This is a genomic window from Bradyrhizobium sp. BWA-3-5, from assembly GCF_032917985.1.
In the GTDB taxonomy this organism is placed as follows: domain Bacteria; phylum Pseudomonadota; class Alphaproteobacteria; order Rhizobiales; family Xanthobacteraceae; genus Bradyrhizobium.
Window position 1 is genome coordinate 845231 of sequence record NZ_CP136626.1, and the last position, 18393, is coordinate 863623.

Genomic DNA, 18393 nt, shown 5'->3' on the forward strand with positions numbered 1-18393 from the left:
ATGCCCCGCGAAGGCCTGGCATGACAGTAATCGGCGCTATCGGAAAGGCCATGACCAGCGCGGCGTACTGGATCATCCGCCTTCGCAGATGATGACAGCATGGCTTATCGCAACACCGCTCAATTCGAGCCGAACATGAAGCTGCCGTCGCCCTCGAGATAGGGACCGCTACGCATGTAGAGCTGTCCATTCTGGCCGATGAAGAACAGCGTGCCCCTTGGCACCTTCTTGGCGCCCTTGAGCAAGAGGCCCGCATTGTTGGTGCCCATCTTGTAGGAAAGCGTCTTGCCGTCCTTGCCATAGGCATAGCCCATGTCCGGCTTCAGCTCCCAGGGTGTCGGCGCGGCTTGCGCGAATGCGCCGGTCGAAAATCCCGCCAGCACGGCCGCCGTCAACAGTGCTTTCGTTGAAACCCTCGTCATCATCCATCCTCCCCATCAGCCGTTCGGCGCCTTGCCCCAGGCTTTGAACAAATCACGAACGGCATTGTGCAGTCAATTGGCACCTTCGACGCATCACATCGCCTTGAGACCTTCTGAATTAGACTTTGTGATTTCCCGCATTCGACTTCGCGACTATGTTCGCCTTTCCCGCTACAAGCATGCAATGCGGAAAAGGTCAGGGGATGATTCGGATGAACCACGTCATGAAGATCGGTCTCGGTGTTGCGCTGTCATTCATGACGCTCGCTTCCGCAGCGGCCGATAATTTCAAGCTCTCCAACAATCAGCGGATCGCCTGCAGCCGCGGTTTGGCCCCGGGAAAGCTCAATACGGCGACCTGCAAATCCTTCGCGTATGTGTTCAACACCAAGACTTCGGAATATTTCCGCTGCCAGGTCTCGCTGGCGCTGACGCGCGACAACAAGGAAGTCATCAACGTGCAGGCCGACGGCAGCTGCGCCAGGAAGCCGCGCATCTTCGATACCGACGGGGAATATTCGTTCGATGCTACCGAGACCGAGTCGCCGAACACCAACTCGTTCTTCGGTCCCGGCGGCTATGCGGTGTGGGCCAGCGACAACAATAATCTGAAGGTACGCGGCTGCATCATCATCTCGTCCGGCCTCGGCTCCGACATCGCGAAATGCATCGACATGAAGTTCGAGTGAACCCGGCTCAGGACGTGCTGCCGGCGGCGGCACTTGCGAGCTGCGGACGGGAGCGGGCAAATTTCCGCACCGCCACCGGTTTGCCGAACAACTGGCCCTGGACCAGATCGAAGCCCATGTCGTGTGTGGCGAGGTAATCGGCTCGGGTTCCGATACCCTGCGCGACCACGCGAGCTTCGTTGTTGCGGGCCAATTCGATGATGCTTCGGCATACCGTCTGCTTTAGCCGGTCATCCGCGCAGCCATCGATGTATTTCGGGTCGACCTTCAATTCGGCGAACGGGAAATTGCTGATCTCCAGCAGCGACGGCCATTCCGCGCCGACATTGTCGATGGCGATCGCGATATTGTGCAGGCGCAGCCGCCGCGCGGCATCGACCGCAAGCTCCGGATGGTCGATGACCTCGCTGCTGTCGATTTCGATCACGAGCCCACCGAAAGCCGGATGGGCCGGCATGGCGCGGCAGAGGTCGCGCACCGCCTCAGTATTGCCGAAGAACGTCACGGGAAGATTGACCGACAGATCGACCGGGCCCTGGCTCTCCAGCAGATAGCGCCAGTCCTCGATCGCGCGCCCGACCACGAAATCCGACAGCGCTCGAAAATGCGGGTCCTTGTCGTCGGGAATAAAGTAAGCCGGTGGCACCACGCCCCATGCCGGGTGCCGCATCCGCACCAGCGCCTCCGCGCCATTCGGCATCAGCGTGCGCGCGTTGATCTTCTGCTGATACCACAATTCGAGCCAGCCGGCCTTCAGGGCTTCGGCGACATCGACGGCGGGGCTTGGCGCCGGTTCGGCCGGCAACAGCTCCGCGACGGTCGCGCGCAGGCTCGCCGTGCCGAACGGCGTCGGAAGCGAAGCCAGCATGGCGATTCCGTATTCCTCGCCGATCTGCCTGACCGCCTTGACCATGATCGAATCCGGCTGGCCGATCACGAGAACCTTGCCACCAAAATTCTTGCGGACGATGGCTTCGAGAATCTCGCCGACATTGAGCCCGTCGACGCACACGCTGAGCACGATCAGATCCGGCTGCTCGGACTGCAGCAGCCCGGCCAGATCGCCGGCCTGGCCGCATTCGCAGGTGATGAAGCCGAGGTCCTCGAGTGCGTCAGAAAGGAACAGCCGAAGATGCTTCTTGCTGTCCACGACGCAGGCCCGGGGCGTCAGCTTCCGATGCCCGAAATGCCCTGCGCGCGAGTACTCGCTGAAGTTGATTTGCTCCATGCCGCCCTCCCAACAGATACCCCGGCGCCAGTGGTACATCCCCGTTGAGGTCGCAATGATGGAATTTTGTGACAGCTCACATGATTACTTCAGTAGGGTTAAAGCCGCAGGCGAGAATAATGCATTCAGGGGATTGTCCGATGTCGCGGCTCAGCCCGATCAGATGGCTGATCGGTTGATTTCATTGGACTTCGCTGCGCCGATGCCTTGCCTGTGCAAAAATTGGTCAGCCCCGCATGTTAACGCCTGTGACCGTGCGTTGATGCCGCGACGTTGGCGCCTCGAGAATATCCCACTCAAATACGTGCGCGCTCCTTCGCAGAAGCAGCAATGACGCACTGCACGCAAGCTTGCGTCCCAAAAAAAGACCGCGGCCGTCGGGCCGCGGTCTCCGTTCAAATATCGCTTCCGTGTCGCGGCCGGCGAAGCTAGCCGCCGATGCCCTTCTCCTTGAAATATTTCAGTGCGCCAGGATGGAACGGAATCGGTGAACGGTCCTGCACCTGGTTGTCGAGCGAAAAACTCTCGGCTTCCTTGTGCACGGCGACGATATCGGCCTTCTTCTCGACCAGCGTCTTGACGATAGTGTAGGCGTCCTCGTTGCTCATCTTGTCGCCGGTCACGATCAGATTCCAGACCTCAGTGATGGAATTATCCTTGTCGTAGCCGGGATAGGAGCCAGCCTTGATCGTGCTCGGCGAGTAGAGCTTGCCGTATTTGGCGTTCATCTTCTCGGCCAGGTCGCCATGGTCGATCAGCTTCATCTTGATGCCGGGCGTTGCCGCGAGATCGGTCACTGCGGCGGTCGGAATGCCGCCGACCCAGAAGAAGGCGTCGATCTTGCCGTCCTTGACCCCGTTGACGGATTCGGCGACGCCGAGCCGCTCGCGCTTCATGTCCTTGTCCTTGTCGAGGCCAGCGGCTTCAATGACGCGGAAGGCCATCACTTCGGTGGCGCTGCCGGGCGACCCAGTCGACACACGCTTGCCCTTCAGGTCGGCCATGGTGTTGATGCCGCGGCCTTCCACCGTCACCACATGCATGCGGTTCGGATAGACCACGAGCAGCGCCTGCAGCGGCACCTTGCCGCTCTTGAACTTGTCCTGCCCTTGCAAAGCATCGAGGGCGGCGTCAGCCATCGTGAAGCCCATCTCGCTTTTCCCCGCGCCGATCAGCTTGAGATTGTCGACCGAGCCACCGGTCACTTCCGCGGTGGCCTGCACGTTGGGAAGGTTTTTCGAGAGCACGTTGGCTACGGCGCCGCCGAGCGGATAATAGACGCCGCCGGTGCCGCCGGTGCCGATCGACATCGTCTTTTGCTGCGCGTGGCTCGCGCCTGCGAAGGCGAGCGTGGCAGAAATCGTCATGGCCAGTATGGCTACGGTCTTCTTCATTTTTTTCATCCTCAATCGCTTCCCTGACTTACGTTGTTAGCGCCGGCCGCGTGCGCGACCGTGTCCTCGCCTGCCACAGCACCACGCCGAGGCCGATGATCAGGCCCGGCACGTAGGTGTAGCTGATATCGCGGCCGATGATCCCTTCGACAATCGCCTCGATCAGGCTCGGGAACACCAGCAGCAACCCCGATAGCAGAAGTAGGCCGCGCTCGACCGCTGTATTTTGTCGCAGCGCCCAGTTCTGGGCAAACGCCGCCAGCGCCAAAAGGCCGAAGGTCGTCTTGATTGTGATCTCGACGATATCGACCCAGGACCCGCCCTTCGGAATCGACAGCAAGAGGCCGGGGCCTTGCGGGTCGAGCACGAACACGAACGGCACCAGGAACGCCGGCAGCGTGTATTTCCAGGACTGCAGCGTGGTCCTGTAGGGATCGCCGCCGGTGATGGCGGCGGCCGCGAACGGCGACAGCGCGGTCGGCGGGGAGACCTCGGACAGCACCGCGTAATAGAAGATGAACATATGCGCAGCGTAATCGGGCACCCCTAACTTGATCAGCGCCGGCGCAGCGATGACAGCGCAGATGATGTAGGAGGCGGTCACCGGCACGGCGAGTCCGATGATCCAGACGATCAGCGAGGTATAGATCGCGGTCAGCAGCAGGCTGCCGCCGGCATAGCTGATGACAATCGACGAGAATTTCAGCCCGAGGCCCGTCAGCGTCACGACGCCGACCACGATGCCGGCGCAGGCGCAGGTGGCGGCGGCATTGAGCGCGCCGATCGAGCCGTCAGCCAGCGCCTTGACCAGCTTGCTCGGCATCAGCGCAGTCTCCTTGCGCAGGAAGCTCAGCGCGAAGGTGACGCAGATGGCGTAGAACACCGACAGTGTCGGCGAGTAGCCGATCACCATGAAGACGACGACGGCGAGCAGCGAGATGAAGTGGAAGCCGTAGCGCCTGGTCATTTCGCCGAGTGACAATTCCGGCTTGAACGTGACGTCCTTGGCGCCGAACTTCTTGGCGTCCAGTTCGACCATGAACAGCAGCGACATGTAGTAGAGACAGGTCGGGATGGTCGCCATCCAGATCACGTCGAGATAGCTGATCTTGAGAAACTCGGCGATCAGGAACGCGGCGGCGCCAAGCACCGGCGGCGACAGAATCGCCCCCAATCCGCCGGCGGCGAGCAGGCCGCCCGCGGCGTTCCGCTCGAAGCCCGCTTTGGCCATCATTGGATACGCCACGGTGCCGATCATCACGGTGGTGGCGACACCCGAGCCGGAGGGGCCGCCGAGCAGGAACGACGACAGCACCACGGTGCGGCCGGCGCTGTTCGGCTTGCCGCCCATCAAGGCCAGCGAGAAATCGATGAAGAACTTGCCGGCACCGGAATGCTGTAGGAACGCGCCATAGATCGTGAACAGGATGATCAGCGTTGCCGACACGTCGACGGCGACGCCGAAAATGCCCTCCAGCGTAATGAAGAGGTGGCCGACCAGGCGGGCGAGGTCATAGCCGCGGTGAGTCCACGGCGCCGGCAGGTAGGGTCCCAGCATCGCATAGGCGATGAACAGCAGCGACACCACGGGCATGATCGCGCCGGTGGTACGCCGCGTCGCCTCCAGCAGCAGCACGATGAAAACCACACCGACGATCACGTCCCAGCGGTCGGGCACGGTGGCGCGGTCAGTGAAATCCTCGCCGCCCCACAGCGCATAGATGATGGTCGCGACCGCAACGATGCCGGGCACGATGTCCCACCAGCGCACGCGGTTGCGAAAGCGTGTCGCCAGCGGAAACAGCAGGAAGCTCAGGACCAGCGTGAACGCGACGTGGGTATAGCGAAGTTCCTGGGTCGGAACGATGGCGTAGGCCGCATAGAGGTGAAACAGGCTCATGACCACGGCAATCGTGGTCGAGATCTTTCCTGCCCACCCCATCAGGCGGTTGGCGGCGCCTTCTTCCGCTTCGACGAAGGCTTCTGCCTTTTGCAGCGCTTCGTCGGAAACCGCGACGACTTCATCATTGGGCGGCGTTGTCTTGTCTTGAGCCATGCTTTCCCCGGGGACCTGTCTATTCCCAGACCCGGCTTCCGCGGGCCTTTCGCGGGGCGCATTCAGTCCATTTTGGGCAACCGTGGCAAGGGCCTTGTAGGCCCATATCGCGCGTGTCTCGTTAGCTTTTCGGAGGCTTGACCCGGGCTCGCCAGATGCGCAAAGCGATAGCCGGGGAAACGCCAGGCTGGACTTCCGGACGTCACGCGCGTCCGGGCTACGGGAAAACACTTAACCAGGGAGAAGAAAGTCGATGGAACGGCTCAAGGGCAAGACGGCGATGGTGGTCGGCGCGGGCTCGATCGGCCCCGGATGGGGCAATGGCAAGGCGACCGCGGTGACCTTCGCGCGCGAGGGCGCGCAGGTATTTTGCGTCGACCGCAACGCCGCCGCGGCGCAGGAGACCGTGGATATCATCGCAGGCGAGGGTGGCAAGGCGACGGCCTTCACCGCCGACGTCTCGCGCGAGGCCGAGGTCGAGGCGATGGTGACGGCCTGCCTGAAAGCCTATGGCCGCATCGACGTGCTCGACAACAATGTCGGCATCGCCGAGATGGGCAGCGTCGTCGAGGTGACCGAAGCGGAATGGGACCGCGTGTTCGCGGTCAATCTCAAGAGCGCCTATTTCGCTATGAAGCATGTCATTCCGATCATGCAGAAGCAGGGCGGCGGCTCGATCATCAACATCTCCTCGATCGCCTCGATCCGCCATGTCGGCATTTCCTACGTCACCTACGGCGCCTCGAAGGCGGCGATGAACCAGATGACGCGCACTACGGCCGTGCAGTTCGCGAAGGATCATGTCCGCGTCAACTGCATCCTGCCCGGCCTGATGAAGACGCCGATGGTCGCGCATTCGGCGGGGCTTGCCGCCAGCTATTCCGGCGGCGACGTCGAGGCGATGTGGCGGGCGCGCGACGCGCAGGTGCCGATGGGGCATATGGGCGACGCCTGGGACGTCGCCAATGCCGCGCTGTTCCTGGCCTCGGACGAATCCCGCTACGTCACCGGCGTCGAACTGGTGGTCGATGGTGGGATCACCGCGAAATCGGCCTAGCCGCTACCGCATTCACTCGTCCCGGCGAAGGCCGGGACCCATACTCCGTGTCCCGCAGCTTTGAAAAAAGCCGGTAGACGCCGCCGTAACCACACGCGCCGCGGCGTACGGGTTCCGGCCTTCGCCGGGACGACATCGGTCACCCCCGCGCACTCATTTCCGCCCAGTCCAGTTCTTCCTCGAGCTGGTGGAATGCATCGTCGCCGATGGCCTCGGATTCCCGCAAGGTGAGGATCGATTGCCGGGCAGCGCGAATGGCGCGGCGGCGTAGCGGGTCGGCCGGCAATTCGCCACTGGCTACGCCGCCATCGTCGCCGGCGCGCAGCAGCAGCGCGCGGTATTCGAGCCGGAGAAGCTCGGCTTCCTCGGATGGATCGCCGTCGATTTCATCCAGCGCCGCCCGGTACGCCACCGCGCGGCCGCGCGCCACCTCGGATCTCACCGGATCTTCGTCCTTCAGCCGCAGCGCCATGATAAGCGGTCGCAGCGTGAGGCCCTGGATCACCAGCGAGCCCAGCACCACCGTGAACGCCGTCAGCAGCATCAGATCGCGATAGGGAAAGTTTTCAGGTAGCGCGAACGCCGCTGCCAGCGTGACGATGCCGCGCATGCCGCACCAGGAGACCACGATGCCGCCTCTGACGGTGGGAGCGGTCTTCGTGCGGAGGAGGCCGCGCGCGATCACAAACCGCAGCACCACGCCATAGAACATCACCCAGACGATGCGCGTTGCGATGACAATGCCGAGCACGGCGGCGGCGACCAGGCAATACTTCCAGCGCACGGGATCATCGAGCCGCTCCCAGATCGGGCGCAACTGCAGCCCGATCAGCACGAACGCCAGCACGTTGAGGACAAAGACCACGGTTTCCCACACCGCATAGGTCGGCACGCGCAGCCGCGCCGGCATTTGCGCCGGCGCAGTGCGCGCGAGCGTGATCGCATAGGCGACGATGGTGAGGATGCCTGACAGCCCGAGATGCTCGGCCACGATCCACATCGTGAAGGTACCGGCGAATTGCACGATGATCGCGCTCGGCGCTTCCGTGATCCGCTGCGTCAACGGCAGCCAGAGCCTGGCGCAGAGATAGCCGGCCGCCAGGCTTCCGACCAGCGCCAGGCCGAGCGAAGGGGCAAACTCGCTCAATCTGAGATGATGCGCCGTCGCGATGCCGACGGCGACGCGGTAGATCAACAGCGCGCTGGCGTCGTTGAGCAGGCTCTCGCCTTCGAGGATTTTGAGCAGGCGGTAGGGCAGGTTGACCTGGCGCAGGATCGCCGTTGCTGCCGCGGCATCGGGCGGGGCGACAATGGCGCCGAGCGCGATCGCGGCGGCCCAGGGCATGTCAGGCATCAGCCAGTGTGCCAGCACCGCGACCGAGGTGGTGGTGAGGCCGACGGCGACGAGGACGAGCGTGGCGACCGGCAGCCAGTTGTTCCGGAGATCGCGCAGCGAGGTGTCGAAAGCCGCATCCAGCAGCACCGGCGCGACGAACAGCGCCAGCGCCAGCTCCGGCTCCAGCATCCAGCGCGGCCCTGACGGCACGAAGGCCAGCAGCATGCCGCCGAGCGCCAGAAAGGTCGGATAGGGCACGTTGAGCCGCCGTGCCAGCGCCGAGAGCAGCACCGCGCCGAGCAGCAGCCCGATGATCCATTCGAATGCTAGCAAATGTGAGATTCCCTGCCGGTCGAGATCGATGTCGCCACCAATCTAGCACCAACCGGCAGGAAGGTATGTTGCCCGTTCGCTACTGCGCCATCGCCAGGATGCCGCCGGCGATGGAGTGCCACAGCGGTGAAAGGCTGATCGGCCAGTTCAGGAACTTGATCGCGATCAGCGCGAGGCCGCCATAGACATAGACCGGGTGCGGGCGGCCGCGGGTGCGCCAGTCGAACACGATGGCAACGACGAGCAGGAGATAGGCGACGATGGCGGGCGGAATGGTCACCGGCACCGGCGGCGGGCCGAGCGGGCCGGGAGGCGCGAGGAAGGTGAGAAACCAGCGCGCAACTGCGGCATCCAGCAGCGAAATGCCGGCCAGCAGCATCAGCCGCTTATGGGTTTCCGGCTGACGAATCGATGCAATGGCCAGCGCGAACACCACGGCGAAGAACAGAATTCCGCTTAGCGGAACAATCGCAAAGGCGATTCCATCATCAGCGAGCCCAGCCGCCGCCGAGCGCTTCATCGCGTTGACGGTGACCAGAAAGCCAAAGATCGTCATCGCGGTCGCCAGCGAGACACCGATCATGCCGATCGAGCGGTGCCGGGTGATCTTGCCGGATGCGGCCAGCCAGCTCTGGAATGCGAAGTAAAGCGACCAGGCGAAAAACAACAGGCCATGAAAATGCACGACTGATGATGCCGAGAACGATCGTTGCGCCAGCGGCAGCCAATAGGTTGGCGCAAAGCCGATAAAGGCGACGGCCATGCAGGCCAGCGCCATGTAGAAATAGAAGTAGCGGGTTTCGGATTGCGCGATAGCGCGCGGCGGATTGAGGTCGGTCAATGTGGTCATGGTTATTGAGTCCGGGGAATCAGCATAAGGTTCAGGGCAAATTTTATGACGAAGAGCGTCCATTCGCGTGTGAAGGAGTTCACTGCTCTCGCGTGCCACCGTTCGGCCAAAATCTGTCCCTGGGGATGAAGAAAGAAACGCGCAGCCGGCCGTTGTCGGAGAAGCGCGCGCCTTGCTAGAACGGACGCCAGTTGAAGGCGTATCCCGGGTCCATCGATGCGAGGTCGTTCCGACATTCAGAGCCTGCTGGCAGCATCCCTGCTGTCGATGATGTTCACCCAAGGTGCGTTTGCGACCGGCGCCGAGCCGGTCAAGGATCTGCGCATCGATCCCGCGCCCTGTCTTGCCGCCTCGCTGGGGCCGGACCACGACAAGACCGTGAATCTCTGCAGCGCGCTTATCGACAACGCCAAGACCGAGAAGGCCGATCGCGTCAAGGCGCTGATCGCGCGCGCCACCGCTTATGAGCGCAAGAACATGATCGATCGCGCGATATCAGATTATGACGGTGCGCTGCGGCTCGATTCCGCGCAGGCCGACGTTCACAACGCGCGCGGCGAGCTGTTGCGCCGGAAGGGCGATCTGCCCAAGGCGGTGGCGGATTTTGCCGCGGCGATCAAGCTGAACCCCGATCATGCGATCGCGCGGGCCAACCATCGCGCGTTGGCGCAGGAGGTGGAGCGGCAGGGCGTCTTGAAGGCGGTCGCCGGCAAGCCGAGCTTTGATTGCGCCACCGCCCGCCGCAAGGTGGAGAAGGCGATCTGCGCCAATCCCGAGCTCGCCGATCTCGATCGGGAGGTGCAAGGCTCCTATCAGAGGGCGGCGGCTGGGAAGATGACCGCGCAGCAGGCGCGCAAGTTGCGGCGCGAGCAGGAGGAGTACATCGCCCGCCGCAACAGGGAATACGGCCGGCCCGGCTACGACCTGAAAAAGGCGATGCTGCAACGCCTGCAGAAGATTAACGGCATCGATGGATATTAGGTGGATGCCCCCCGCATCTCGAACCTTAGCAACAGCGCAACTTCATCGAGACACGCAATGCCTCGTTCGGCAAACGGGCTATGATCTCGGCCTCGTCAGTGAGATTTAGCCGAAGGATCAAGCTATTCCGGCTTGATCTGGCGCAACTTCCCGTGACAATGCCTGCAATAAATACTTGCCCAGCCGTCATGGCCGGGCTTGTCCCGGCCATCCACGTCTTGCCGTGTTCGAACTGAACCGAGTGCGTGGATGCCCAGGACAAACCTGGGCATGACGACATTAGGCGATCGACCGGGAGTGCGCCATGAACATCCAGAGCAACAGCCGTTACCACGAGGTCCATGCCCGCTCGCTGGCCGACCCCGAGGGGTTCTGGGCCGAGGCCGCGCGCGAGATCGACTGGATCGAGCCGGCGAAAAAGATCTTCGATCCCTCGATCGGCGCCTATGGAAGCTGGTTCGCCGGCGCCGTGGTCAATACCTGCTACAACGCGCTCGACCGCCATGTCGCCGGCGGCCGCGCCGGGCAGGTGGCGCTGATCCACGATTCGCCGCTCACTAATTCAATCTCGAAATTCACCTATGCCGAGATGCTCAAGGAGGTGCAGACGCTCGCCGCCGTGATGGCTGATTTCGGCGTGGCCAAGGGCGACCGGGTCATCCTCTATATGCCGCTGGTGCCGGAGGCGGTGTTTGCGATGCTGGCCTGCGCGCGGATCGGCGCGGTGCACAGCGTGGTGTTCGGCGGCTTCGCCGCGAAAGAGCTTGCGACGCGCATCGATGACGCCAAGCCGAAGCTGATCTTCTCGGCAAGCTGTGGCATCGAGCCCGGCCGCATCGTGCAATACAAGCCGCTGCTCGACGCCGCGATCGAACTGTCGAGTGCGAAGCCGCAAGCATGCGTGATTCTGCAGCGGCCGCAGCAAACTTGTGAACTCACTGCCGGCCGCGATCATGACTGGGTAACGCTGCGCCGCGCCGCGCTCGATGCGGGCAAGACCGCGCCATGCACGCCGGTGCTGGCGACCGATCCGCTCTATATTCTCTACACCTCAGGCACCACGGGAATCCCGAAGGGCGTCGTGCGCGACAATGGCGGGCACCTGGTCGCGCTGAAATGGTCGATGTTCAATCTCTACGGCGTCAAGCCCGGTGAGGTCTGGTGGTGCGGCTCCGACATCGGCTGGGTGGTCGGCCACAGCTACATCGTCTATGGCCCCCTGATTCATGGCGCCACCTCGATCATGTATGAAGGCAAGCCGGTCGGCACGCCCGATGCCGGCGCGTTCTGGCGCGTCGTCTCCGAGCACGAGGCGGTGGCGCTGTTCACCGCGCCGACGGCTTTTCGCGCCATTCGCAAGGAAGATCCGGACGGCGCGTTCATCCGCAAATACGACCTGTCGAAATTCCGCACGCTGTTCCTGGCCGGCGAGCGCGCCGACCCGCCGACGGTGGAATGGGCGGAAGCGCAGCTGAAGGTGCCGGTCATCGATCACTGGTGGCAGACCGAAACCGGCTGGTGCATCGCCGGCAATCCGGTTGGGCTCGGCATGCTGCCGGTCAAGCATGGCTCGCCGACGGTGCCAATGCCCGGCTATCAGGTCGACGTCGTCGATGAGGCTTCCAAGCCGGTCGCCGCCGGCACCATGGGCTCGATCGTGATCAAGCTGCCGATGCCGCCCGGCTGCCTGCCGACGCTGTGGCAGCAGGAGGCGCGCTTCAAGGAAGCCTACCTCTCCGAATTCCCCGGCTACTACAAGACCTCGGATGCCGGCTACAAGGACGAGGACGGCTACGTCTGGGTGATGGGCCGCACCGACGACATCATCAATGTCGCCGGCCACCGTCTCTCGACCGGCGGCATGGAGGAAATCCTGGCCTCGCATCCCGAGGTTGCCGAATGCGCGGTGCTCGGCATCAAGGACGCGATCAAGGGCGAGGTGCCGTGCGGATTCCTGGTGCTGAAAGCCGGTGTGACGCGCAAGCCGGCCGAGATCGAGAACGAGATCGTGGCGCTGGTGCGCGACAAGCTCGGCCCGGTCGCGGCCTTCAAGCTCGCGATCACGGTAGGGCGGCTGCCGAAGACACGCTCGGGAAAAATCCTGCGCGGCACCATCAAGAAGATCGCCGACGGCGAAAGCTGGGCCATGCCGGCCACGATCGAGGACCCCAAGGTGCTCGATGAGATCGGCGATGCGCTGAAGGGGAGGGTGTAAGCAACTGTCGCGTCTGGGTCCTTCGGACCTTGCCGGAATGAAAGGTTCCTCGTCATGTCCGGGCTTGACCCGGGCATCCATCCTCTTCAAAGCAAGCTGCCATTATTTCGATGGATTGGCGGGTCATCCCCGATCAAGTCGGGGACAGGAGCCCGGCAATGACGAGATGAAAGAAACGGAGCCTGCGAATGCAATTTGGACCTGCAAAGCACCTCATCGCGCTCCTCTTGGCCGCCCCGCTACTCACCGGCTGCCTCGAACGCGGCCAGCCGACCATGGTAGATTCCAGCGCCGATGACGACGCGTTCTGCCGCGCCAACAACGTCGCGGTGGGCTCGAACGAATACGTCAATTGCCGCAAGAACCGCGACGTGCAGCGCGGCAATGCCAATGCCCGCGCTGATCGCGCCCAGCGCAATATGGCCGAGCAGATGCTGAACAACCCCGTCAGGCCGTGATCAGGAGGCTCTCATGAATGAAGACGTGTTCAATGCCAGCCTGCGCAAGTTCTTGAAGCAGGTCGGCGTCACCTCGCAGCGTGAGATCGAAAAGGCCGTCCGCGATGCGCTTGAGTCCGGCAAGCTCAAGGGAAACGAGAAACTGTCGGCAAAGATGGTTCTCACGATCGACAGCATCAGTCTGGTGCATGAGATCGACGACGACATCGCGCTGACCTGATCCTGCCCGCCGCAGGGGGGCGATGATTGAGCCGTGGCGTCGTGCGCGAGAAAATACCTTGCGGGCACGGCCCTCAGCCATTGCGGCCTACGTTTCGAATCGATGCTATAATTCCGGCATGGAACAACTTGCAATCAAGCTACTCGGGTTTGCCGCCGCAACGTGCACGACCCTTGCCTACGCCCCGCAGTTCATCAAGGTGTGGCGAACCCGCTCGACCGAGGACATTTCGCTCGGCATGTTCCTCGTCATGCTGCTCGGCCTCGTGCTCTGGCTGGTCTACGGCCTGCTTTCCGGCGATGTCCCGCTGATCGTCGCGAATGCCATCACGATCGTTCTGGCCGGCGGCATCCTGTTCATGAAGCTGAAATACGGCTGAGCTGTGCGAAGTTTCAAACGAAAAGCGCGGCAGGTTGCCCCGCCGCGCTTCTTGTCGGCCGCAGCCGAAAATCTCACTCCTCGTCGTCGTCCTGCTTCTTGCCGCCGATCGTCTTGAGCTTGGCGAACACGGCGTCGACGTTGAGGTCGTCTTCGCTCTTCTCGCTCGCCTCGAATTCCGGCTCCTTCTTCGTGGTCTCGGAGGCCGGCAGCAGGGTGGCGCCGCCATAGGCCGCCGGCACCGGCTTTTCCTTGGCCGCGCGCTGCACCTCGAAATCGAGCTCGATCTGCGAGCAGAGGCCGAGCGTCACCGGGTCCATCGGGGTTAGCGTCGAGGCGTTCCAGTGAGTGCGGTCGCGGACGCTGGCAATGGTCGTCTTGGTGGTGCCGACCAGGCGCATGATCTGCGCGTCCTTCAGCTCCGGGTGGTTACGGACCAGCCAGAGGATCGCGCTGGGACGCTCGTGGCGGCGCGACACCGGGGTGTAGCGCGGGCCCTTCTTCTTGGCGGCCGGCGGCAGCACGACCTTGCTCTCGCCGAGCCTGAGGCGGTAATTCGGGTCCTTTTCACCCTTTTCGATCTCGTCGCGGGTCAATTGTCCGGTCGAAATCGGGTCCATGCCCTTGATGCCCTGCGCGGCGTCGCCATCGGCGATGGCACGAACCTCGAGGGGGTGCATTTTAGTAAAATCGGCCACCTGGTCGAAGGTCAGAGCGGTATTATCAACCAGCCACACGGCCGTCGCCTTGGGCATCAGCGGTGCATTGCTCATGGCAAATCTCCTTTGTGCCTCGCCCACCTCTTTCGGAGGCGAAGCCTATGGTCATCGGTGATGACGGGAATTCAACGCTTATATAAGCCTTCCGGCCCCATCGGCGCAATGGTCTGCTAAAGTGCCTTGACACCGGCCCAAAGCAGTCCCAAGTCCTTATTCGAATTGGCCGTTCCCAGCCCGCCGGCTAGGGGTGATTCGGTCCCGAGATAGCCCCGAGGCCTTCTGTGTCAACGTCAACCAAACCAGACCTCAGAATCGTGCTTTGTTCTCCCCGCGGCTTCTGCGCCGGGGTGGTACGGGCCATTGATACCGTCGAGCGGGCGCTCGCCATCTATGGCGCCCCCGTCTATGTCCGGCACGAGATCGTGCATAACCGCTACGTGGTCGACAGCCTGAAGACCAAGGGCGCGATCTTCGTCGAAGAACTCGCCGAGATTCCCGACAATACCAATGCACCGGTGGTGTTTTCAGCCCACGGGGTTCCGAAGTCGGTTCCGGCCGAGGCCAAATCGCGAAATTTCTTCTCGCTGGACGCGACCTGTCCGCTGGTCACCAAGGTGCACCGCGAGGCCGCCATCCACTTCAAGCGCGGCCGGGAAATCCTGCTGATCGGGCATTCGCACCATCCCGAGGTGGTCGGCACGCTCGGCCAATTGCCGCAGGGCGCGGTAACGCTGATCGAGACCGCCGACGACGCCAAGACGTTTACGCCGAAGGACCCGGACAACCTCGCCTTCGTCACGCAGACGACGCTGTCGATCGACGACACCGCCGAGATCGTGGCGCTGCTCAAGGAGCGCTTCCCGAATATCAACGGGCCGCACAAGGAAGACATCTGCTACGCCACCACCAACCGCCAGCTCGCGGTCAAGAAGGTGGCGCCGGTGGTCGACGCGCTGATCGTGGTCGGCGCGCCGAACTCGTCGAACTCGCAGCGGCTGCGCGAAGTCGCCGAGCGCGAGGGCTGCAAGATTTCGGTGCTGGCGCAGCGCGCCAGCGATCTCGACTGGTCTCGCTTCGAGGGCATCAAGAGCCTCGGCATCACCGCCGGCGCCTCCGCGCCGGAAGTGATCGTCGAGGAGATCATGGGCGCCTTCGCCGAGCGCTATGAGCTGCATGTGGAGACGGTGTCGGCCGCGGAAGAGAACGAATTCTTTCCGCTGCCGCGTTCGGTGCGGCCAGACGCTGCCTGAGGTCCTTCATGGCGGTTTACACCGACGTCGCCGCCGAAGACCTCGCGGAGTTCATCAAGAGCTACGACATCGGCGAGCTGCTCTCCTACAAGGGCATCGCCGAGGGCGTCGAGAATTCCAACTTCCTGGTGCACACCAGCAAGGGCGCGTTCATCCTCACGCTCTATGAGAAGCGCGTGGCGGTGGACGATCTGCCGTATTTCCTGTCGCTGATGGCGCATCTGGCCGAGCGCGGCGTGCGCTGCCCCCAGCCCGCCCGAAACCGCAACGGCGAGGTCTATGGCGAACTTGCCGGCCGGCCGGCAGCGATCATCAATTTCCTCGAGGGCATGTGGCCGCGGCGGCCCAACGTCACGCATTGCAGCGGTGTCGGTGAGGCGCTCGCCAGGATGCATCTGGCGGGGCACGACTTCCCGATGTTCCGTAAGAACCCGCTGTCGGTTGCGGGCTGGCGGCCGCTGTTCGATGCTGCAGCGCCGCGCGCCGACAGCGTCGCGCCCGGCCTGAAGGATTTCATCGCGCGCGAGCTCGATCATCTTGAGGCGAGCTGGCCGAAGGATCTGCCGCTCGGCGTCATCCATGCCGACCTGTTTCCCGACAACGTCTTCTTCCTCGGCGACAAGCTGTCGGGCCTGATCGACTTCCCGTTCTCCTGCAACGACATCCTGGCCTATGACGTCGCGATCTGCCTGAACGCCTGGTGCTTCGAGGTCGATCATGCCTTCAACGTCACCAAGGCGCGCGCGCTGCTCAATGCCTATGGCCGCGAGCGGCCTTTGTCGGAAGCCGAGCAGGAGGCGCTGCCGCTATTGGCGCGCGGCTCGGCGTTGCGCTTCCTTCTGACGCGGCTGGTCGATTTCCTCAACGTGCCGCCGGGCGCGCTGGTCAAGCCGAAGGACCCACTCGAATATGTCCGCAAGCTGCGCTTCCACCAGAATGTCGCCAGCGTGCGCGATTACGGCCTGACCCAGCCCGGATTTGCCGCTTGAGCGAACTTCCCCATGTCACGGTGTTCACCGACGGTGCCTGCTCGGGCAATCCTGGCCCGGGCGGCTGGGGCGCCATCCTGCGCTTCGGCGACAAGGAAAAGGAATTGAAGGGCGGCGAGGCGCACACCACCAACAATCGCATGGAGCTGATGGCCGCGATCTCTGCGCTCGAAGCCCTGAAGAAGCCCTGCGTGGTCGATCTCACCACCGACAGCCAGTATGTCCGCCAGGGCATCACGGGGTGGATCCACGGCTGGAAGCGCAACGGCTGGCGCACCGCGGACAAGAAGCCGGTCAAGAATGTCGAACTCTGGCAGCGCCTCGACGCCGCGCTGAAGCCGCACCAGGTGCGCTGGCACTGGATCAAGGGCCACGCCGGCCACGCCGAAAACGAGCGCGCCGATCAATTGGCCCGCGAGGGCGTGGCGATGGCGAGATTGCAGGAGCGGGTGGCGAAGTAGCGCAGTCGCGTCGCGACACCAACGGTCGTCATCCCCGCGAAAGCGGGGGATCCAGTATCCCAGAGACGTTTGTGAAATACGGAGAAGCCGCGGCGTACTGGGTCGCCCGGCCCCAGTGCGCAATTGCGCACAAGGCCGGGCGATGACAGTATTATTGTGGCGGCTGCGTCGCGCGATGACGGCTCGGCTTAAAGCTGCCCGAGCAGCGTATCGCCGCCGGAGACTTCGACCTTGCCCGGTGCGGGCTCGAGGTTGAGCTTCTTCACCACACCGTCGTCCACCAGCATCGAATAGCGCTTGGAGCGGATGCCGAGGCCGTTGCCGGAGGCGTCGAGCTCCATGCCGATGGCCTTGGTGAAGTCGGCATTGCCGTCGGCGAGGAACACGGCTTCGTCCCGCTGGTCGGTGTCGCGCTTCCAGGCGTTCATCACAAAAGCGTCGTTGACGGAGACGATGGCGATGGTGTTCACGCCCTTGTCCTTGATGGCATAGGCGTTGAGGAAGATGCTTGGCAGGTGCATCTTGTGGCAGGTGCCGGTATAGGCGCCGGGCACGGCGAACAGCGCCACCTTCTTGCCCTTGAAAATGTCGTCGGTGGTTTTGACCTGCGGACCCTCCGCGGTCATCACGCGAAACTTGGCTTCCGGCAGCTTGTCGCCAACTTGGATCGTCATCGTCAATTCTCCCTCAATGAGCGCGCTTTTGTAGCCCCTGCGGCCCGGCGGCACAATATTCGCCGCGGTTGAAACGGCAACGGCCAAGATCCTTCACGGTTGGAAGGCCGTTCACGCTTGCGTCATCAGGGCGCAAATCCGCCTTGGTCCAGGAAAGCCTGCTCCTCGGGGGTGGTCGTGCGGCCGAGCAGGCGATTGCGGTGGGGAAAGCGGCCGAAGCGCCGGATGATATCGGCATGGTGCTCGGCCCATTTCAGGTTTTCGGCATTCCCCGCCGCGCGCGTCAGCTCGATGCAGCGAAGCTGGTCGGCGAGGTGCTCTGAGTGGTTGAAGGGCAGATAGAGGAATTGGCGCAACTCAGGATCGATCCGCGCGTCCACGCCGCGTTCGATCGCGCGGTGCGCCACCTCGCGCGCGGGAGCATCGCTCGCATAAGTCCTGGCATCGCCGCGGAACATGTTGCGGGGAAACTGGTCGAGCACGATGACGAGCGCCAGCGCGCCTTCATCGCTGGCTTCCCATGACGATAACTCGCCGGCCGACGCTTTCTGCCACAGGGCAAGAAAGCGGCGACGCAGTTCGGCATCGAATGCGTCGTCGCGCTCGTACCAGCGAGCGGGGCCGGCCTCGCGCCAGAAGGCCAGGATGTCTGATGGCGCGACGTTCGTCTCGGTCATGTCGTA

At 63.2% G+C, this 18393-nt stretch carries 19 protein-coding genes; 10 read left to right on the plus strand and 9 right to left on the minus strand.

Annotated features, from left to right (window positions below):
- Nucleotides 1-119: 119 nt before the first annotated feature.
- Nucleotides 120-422 carry a hypothetical protein gene (locus tag RX331_RS04015; RefSeq protein ID WP_317255355.1) on the minus strand — a complete coding sequence of 101 codons (303 nt, stop codon included), beginning with the start codon at nucleotides 420-422 and terminating at the stop codon, nucleotides 120-122.
- A 212-nt stretch (nucleotides 423-634) separates the two neighbouring features.
- Between RX331_RS04015 and RX331_RS04020 the strand changes: the two genes are divergently transcribed.
- A complete protein-coding gene (locus RX331_RS04020; RefSeq protein ID WP_317255356.1) occupies nucleotides 635-1111 on the plus strand; it encodes a hypothetical protein in 477 nt (158 codons plus the stop codon).
- 7 nt (nucleotides 1112-1118) lie between these two features.
- On the opposite strand, the gene RX331_RS04025 is transcribed toward RX331_RS04020, so the two are convergent.
- From RX331_RS04025 to RX331_RS04035, 3 genes are all read right to left on the minus strand, one after another.
- Nucleotides 1119-2339 carry an EAL domain-containing protein gene (locus RX331_RS04025; protein ID WP_317255357.1) on the minus strand — a complete coding sequence of 407 codons (1221 nt, stop codon included), beginning with the start codon at nucleotides 2337-2339 and terminating at the stop codon, nucleotides 1119-1121.
- Nucleotides 2340-2767: 428 nt separating this feature from the next.
- A complete protein-coding gene (locus tag RX331_RS04030; protein ID WP_317255358.1) occupies nucleotides 2768-3733 on the minus strand; it encodes a TAXI family TRAP transporter solute-binding subunit in 966 nt (321 codons plus the stop codon).
- Nucleotides 3734-3761: 28 nt separating this feature from the next.
- Nucleotides 3762-5789 (minus strand): TRAP transporter fused permease subunit, encoded by a 2028-nt coding sequence (locus tag RX331_RS04035; protein WP_317255359.1) that lies wholly within the window; start codon nucleotides 5787-5789, stop codon nucleotides 3762-3764.
- A gap of 253 nt (nucleotides 5790-6042) precedes the next feature.
- Here RX331_RS04035 and RX331_RS04040 point away from each other — a divergent pair, with 253 nt between their 5' ends.
- Nucleotides 6043-6846 carry a glucose 1-dehydrogenase gene (locus tag RX331_RS04040; RefSeq protein ID WP_317255360.1) on the plus strand — a complete coding sequence of 268 codons (804 nt, stop codon included), beginning with the start codon at nucleotides 6043-6045 and terminating at the stop codon, nucleotides 6844-6846.
- A 139-nt stretch (nucleotides 6847-6985) separates the two neighbouring features.
- Here the strand turns inward: RX331_RS04040 and RX331_RS04045 are convergent, their stop codons facing one another.
- The gene (locus tag RX331_RS04045) at nucleotides 6986-8515 is read right to left on the minus strand and encodes a sodium:proton antiporter (RefSeq protein ID WP_317255361.1); all 1530 of its coding nucleotides are present in this window, start codon (nucleotides 8513-8515) and stop codon (nucleotides 6986-6988) included.
- 79 nt (nucleotides 8516-8594) lie between these two features.
- Nucleotides 8595-9365 carry a hypothetical protein gene (locus tag RX331_RS04050; protein WP_317255362.1) on the minus strand — a complete coding sequence of 257 codons (771 nt, stop codon included), beginning with the start codon at nucleotides 9363-9365 and terminating at the stop codon, nucleotides 8595-8597.
- Nucleotides 9366-9581: 216 nt separating this feature from the next.
- Between RX331_RS04050 and RX331_RS04055 the strand changes: the two genes are divergently transcribed.
- The 5 genes from RX331_RS04055 (at nucleotide 9582) to RX331_RS04075 (ending at nucleotide 13618) form a co-directional block, all read left to right on the plus strand.
- On the plus strand, nucleotides 9582-10346 hold the full coding sequence (locus tag RX331_RS04055; RefSeq protein WP_317255363.1) for a tetratricopeptide repeat protein: 765 nt from the start codon (nucleotides 9582-9584) through the stop codon (nucleotides 10344-10346).
- A gap of 304 nt (nucleotides 10347-10650) precedes the next feature.
- On the plus strand, nucleotides 10651-12561 hold the full coding sequence (locus RX331_RS04060) for a propionyl-CoA synthetase (RefSeq protein WP_317255364.1): 1911 nt from the start codon (nucleotides 10651-10653) through the stop codon (nucleotides 12559-12561).
- Between the two features lie 188 nt (nucleotides 12562-12749).
- The gene (locus tag RX331_RS04065) at nucleotides 12750-13019 is read left to right on the plus strand and encodes a hypothetical protein (RefSeq protein WP_283031940.1); all 270 of its coding nucleotides are present in this window, start codon (nucleotides 12750-12752) and stop codon (nucleotides 13017-13019) included.
- Nucleotides 13020-13032: 13 nt separating this feature from the next.
- Nucleotides 13033-13239: a DUF6494 family protein gene (locus RX331_RS04070; protein ID WP_283031941.1), complete on the plus strand. Its 207-nt coding sequence runs from the start codon at nucleotides 13033-13035 to the stop codon at nucleotides 13237-13239.
- Between the two features lie 118 nt (nucleotides 13240-13357).
- Nucleotides 13358-13618: a SemiSWEET transporter gene (locus RX331_RS04075; RefSeq protein WP_317255365.1), complete on the plus strand. Its 261-nt coding sequence runs from the start codon at nucleotides 13358-13360 to the stop codon at nucleotides 13616-13618.
- Between the two features lie 73 nt (nucleotides 13619-13691).
- Here RX331_RS04075 and RX331_RS04080 read toward each other — a convergent pair whose 3' ends face one another.
- Nucleotides 13692-14390, minus strand: coding sequence for a DUF1013 domain-containing protein (locus RX331_RS04080; protein ID WP_317255366.1), 699 nt, complete (start codon nucleotides 14388-14390; stop codon nucleotides 13692-13694).
- A gap of 227 nt (nucleotides 14391-14617) precedes the next feature.
- Between RX331_RS04080 and ispH the strand changes: the two genes are divergently transcribed.
- Genes ispH through rnhA form a run of 3 tightly spaced genes read left to right on the plus strand, consistent with a single transcriptional unit; the run spans nucleotide 14618 to nucleotide 17036 of the window.
- The gene (gene ispH / locus RX331_RS04085; protein WP_317255367.1) at nucleotides 14618-15586 is read left to right on the plus strand and encodes a 4-hydroxy-3-methylbut-2-enyl diphosphate reductase; all 969 of its coding nucleotides are present in this window, start codon (nucleotides 14618-14620) and stop codon (nucleotides 15584-15586) included.
- An 8-nt stretch (nucleotides 15587-15594) separates the two neighbouring features.
- Nucleotides 15595-16575 (plus strand): homoserine kinase, encoded by a 981-nt coding sequence (locus tag RX331_RS04090; protein ID WP_317255368.1) that lies wholly within the window; start codon nucleotides 15595-15597, stop codon nucleotides 16573-16575.
- Nucleotides 16572-17036: a ribonuclease HI gene (gene rnhA, locus RX331_RS04095; RefSeq protein WP_317255369.1), complete on the plus strand. Its 465-nt coding sequence runs from the start codon at nucleotides 16572-16574 to the stop codon at nucleotides 17034-17036. The genes RX331_RS04090 and rnhA overlap by 4 nt, the downstream gene beginning before the upstream one ends.
- Nucleotides 17037-17224: 188 nt before the next feature.
- On the opposite strand, the gene RX331_RS04100 is transcribed toward rnhA, so the two are convergent.
- Nucleotides 17225-17710 (minus strand): peroxiredoxin, encoded by a 486-nt coding sequence (locus RX331_RS04100; RefSeq protein ID WP_057854710.1) that lies wholly within the window; start codon nucleotides 17708-17710, stop codon nucleotides 17225-17227.
- Nucleotides 17711-17835: 125 nt separating this feature from the next.
- Nucleotides 17836-18387 carry a DUF924 family protein gene (locus RX331_RS04105; RefSeq protein ID WP_317255370.1) on the minus strand — a complete coding sequence of 184 codons (552 nt, stop codon included), beginning with the start codon at nucleotides 18385-18387 and terminating at the stop codon, nucleotides 17836-17838.
- Nucleotides 18388-18393: the final 6 nt, after the last annotated feature.

Excerpts from the sequence above, each read along its gene's own strand:
- RX331_RS04060 (WP_317255364.1), top strand. The coding sequence starts at position 10,651 with ATGAACATCCAGAGCAACAGCCGTTACCACGAGGTCCATGCCCGCTCG.
- RX331_RS04040 (WP_317255360.1), top strand. The coding sequence starts at position 6,043 with ATGGAACGGCTCAAGGGCAAGACGGCGATGGTGGTCGGCGCGGGCTCG.
- RX331_RS04055 (WP_317255363.1), top strand. The coding sequence starts at position 9,582 with ATGCGAGGTCGTTCCGACATTCAGAGCCTGCTGGCAGCATCCCTGCTG.
- RX331_RS04050 (WP_317255362.1), bottom strand. The coding sequence starts at position 9,365 with ATGACCACATTGACCGACCTCAATCCGCCGCGCGCTATCGCGCAATCC.
- RX331_RS04100 (WP_057854710.1), bottom strand. The coding sequence starts at position 17,710 with ATGACGATCCAAGTTGGCGACAAGCTGCCGGAAGCCAAGTTTCGCGTG.
- RX331_RS04090 (WP_317255368.1), top strand. The coding sequence starts at position 15,595 with ATGGCGGTTTACACCGACGTCGCCGCCGAAGACCTCGCGGAGTTCATC.
- RX331_RS04105 (WP_317255370.1), bottom strand. The coding sequence starts at position 18,387 with ATGACCGAGACGAACGTCGCGCCATCAGACATCCTGGCCTTCTGGCGC.
- RX331_RS04080 (WP_317255366.1), bottom strand. The coding sequence starts at position 14,390 with ATGAGCAATGCACCGCTGATGCCCAAGGCGACGGCCGTGTGGCTGGTT.
- RX331_RS04020 (WP_317255356.1), top strand. The coding sequence starts at position 635 with ATGAACCACGTCATGAAGATCGGTCTCGGTGTTGCGCTGTCATTCATG.
- RX331_RS04065 (WP_283031940.1), top strand. The coding sequence starts at position 12,750 with ATGCAATTTGGACCTGCAAAGCACCTCATCGCGCTCCTCTTGGCCGCC.
- RX331_RS04075 (WP_317255365.1), top strand. The coding sequence starts at position 13,358 with ATGGAACAACTTGCAATCAAGCTACTCGGGTTTGCCGCCGCAACGTGC.
- RX331_RS04015 (WP_317255355.1), bottom strand. The coding sequence starts at position 422 with ATGACGAGGGTTTCAACGAAAGCACTGTTGACGGCGGCCGTGCTGGCG.
- RX331_RS04035 (WP_317255359.1), bottom strand. The coding sequence starts at position 5,789 with ATGGCTCAAGACAAGACAACGCCGCCCAATGATGAAGTCGTCGCGGTT.
- RX331_RS04025 (WP_317255357.1), bottom strand. The coding sequence starts at position 2,339 with ATGGAGCAAATCAACTTCAGCGAGTACTCGCGCGCAGGGCATTTCGGG.
- RX331_RS04030 (WP_317255358.1), bottom strand. The coding sequence starts at position 3,733 with ATGAAGAAGACCGTAGCCATACTGGCCATGACGATTTCTGCCACGCTC.
- RX331_RS04070 (WP_283031941.1), top strand. The coding sequence starts at position 13,033 with ATGAATGAAGACGTGTTCAATGCCAGCCTGCGCAAGTTCTTGAAGCAG.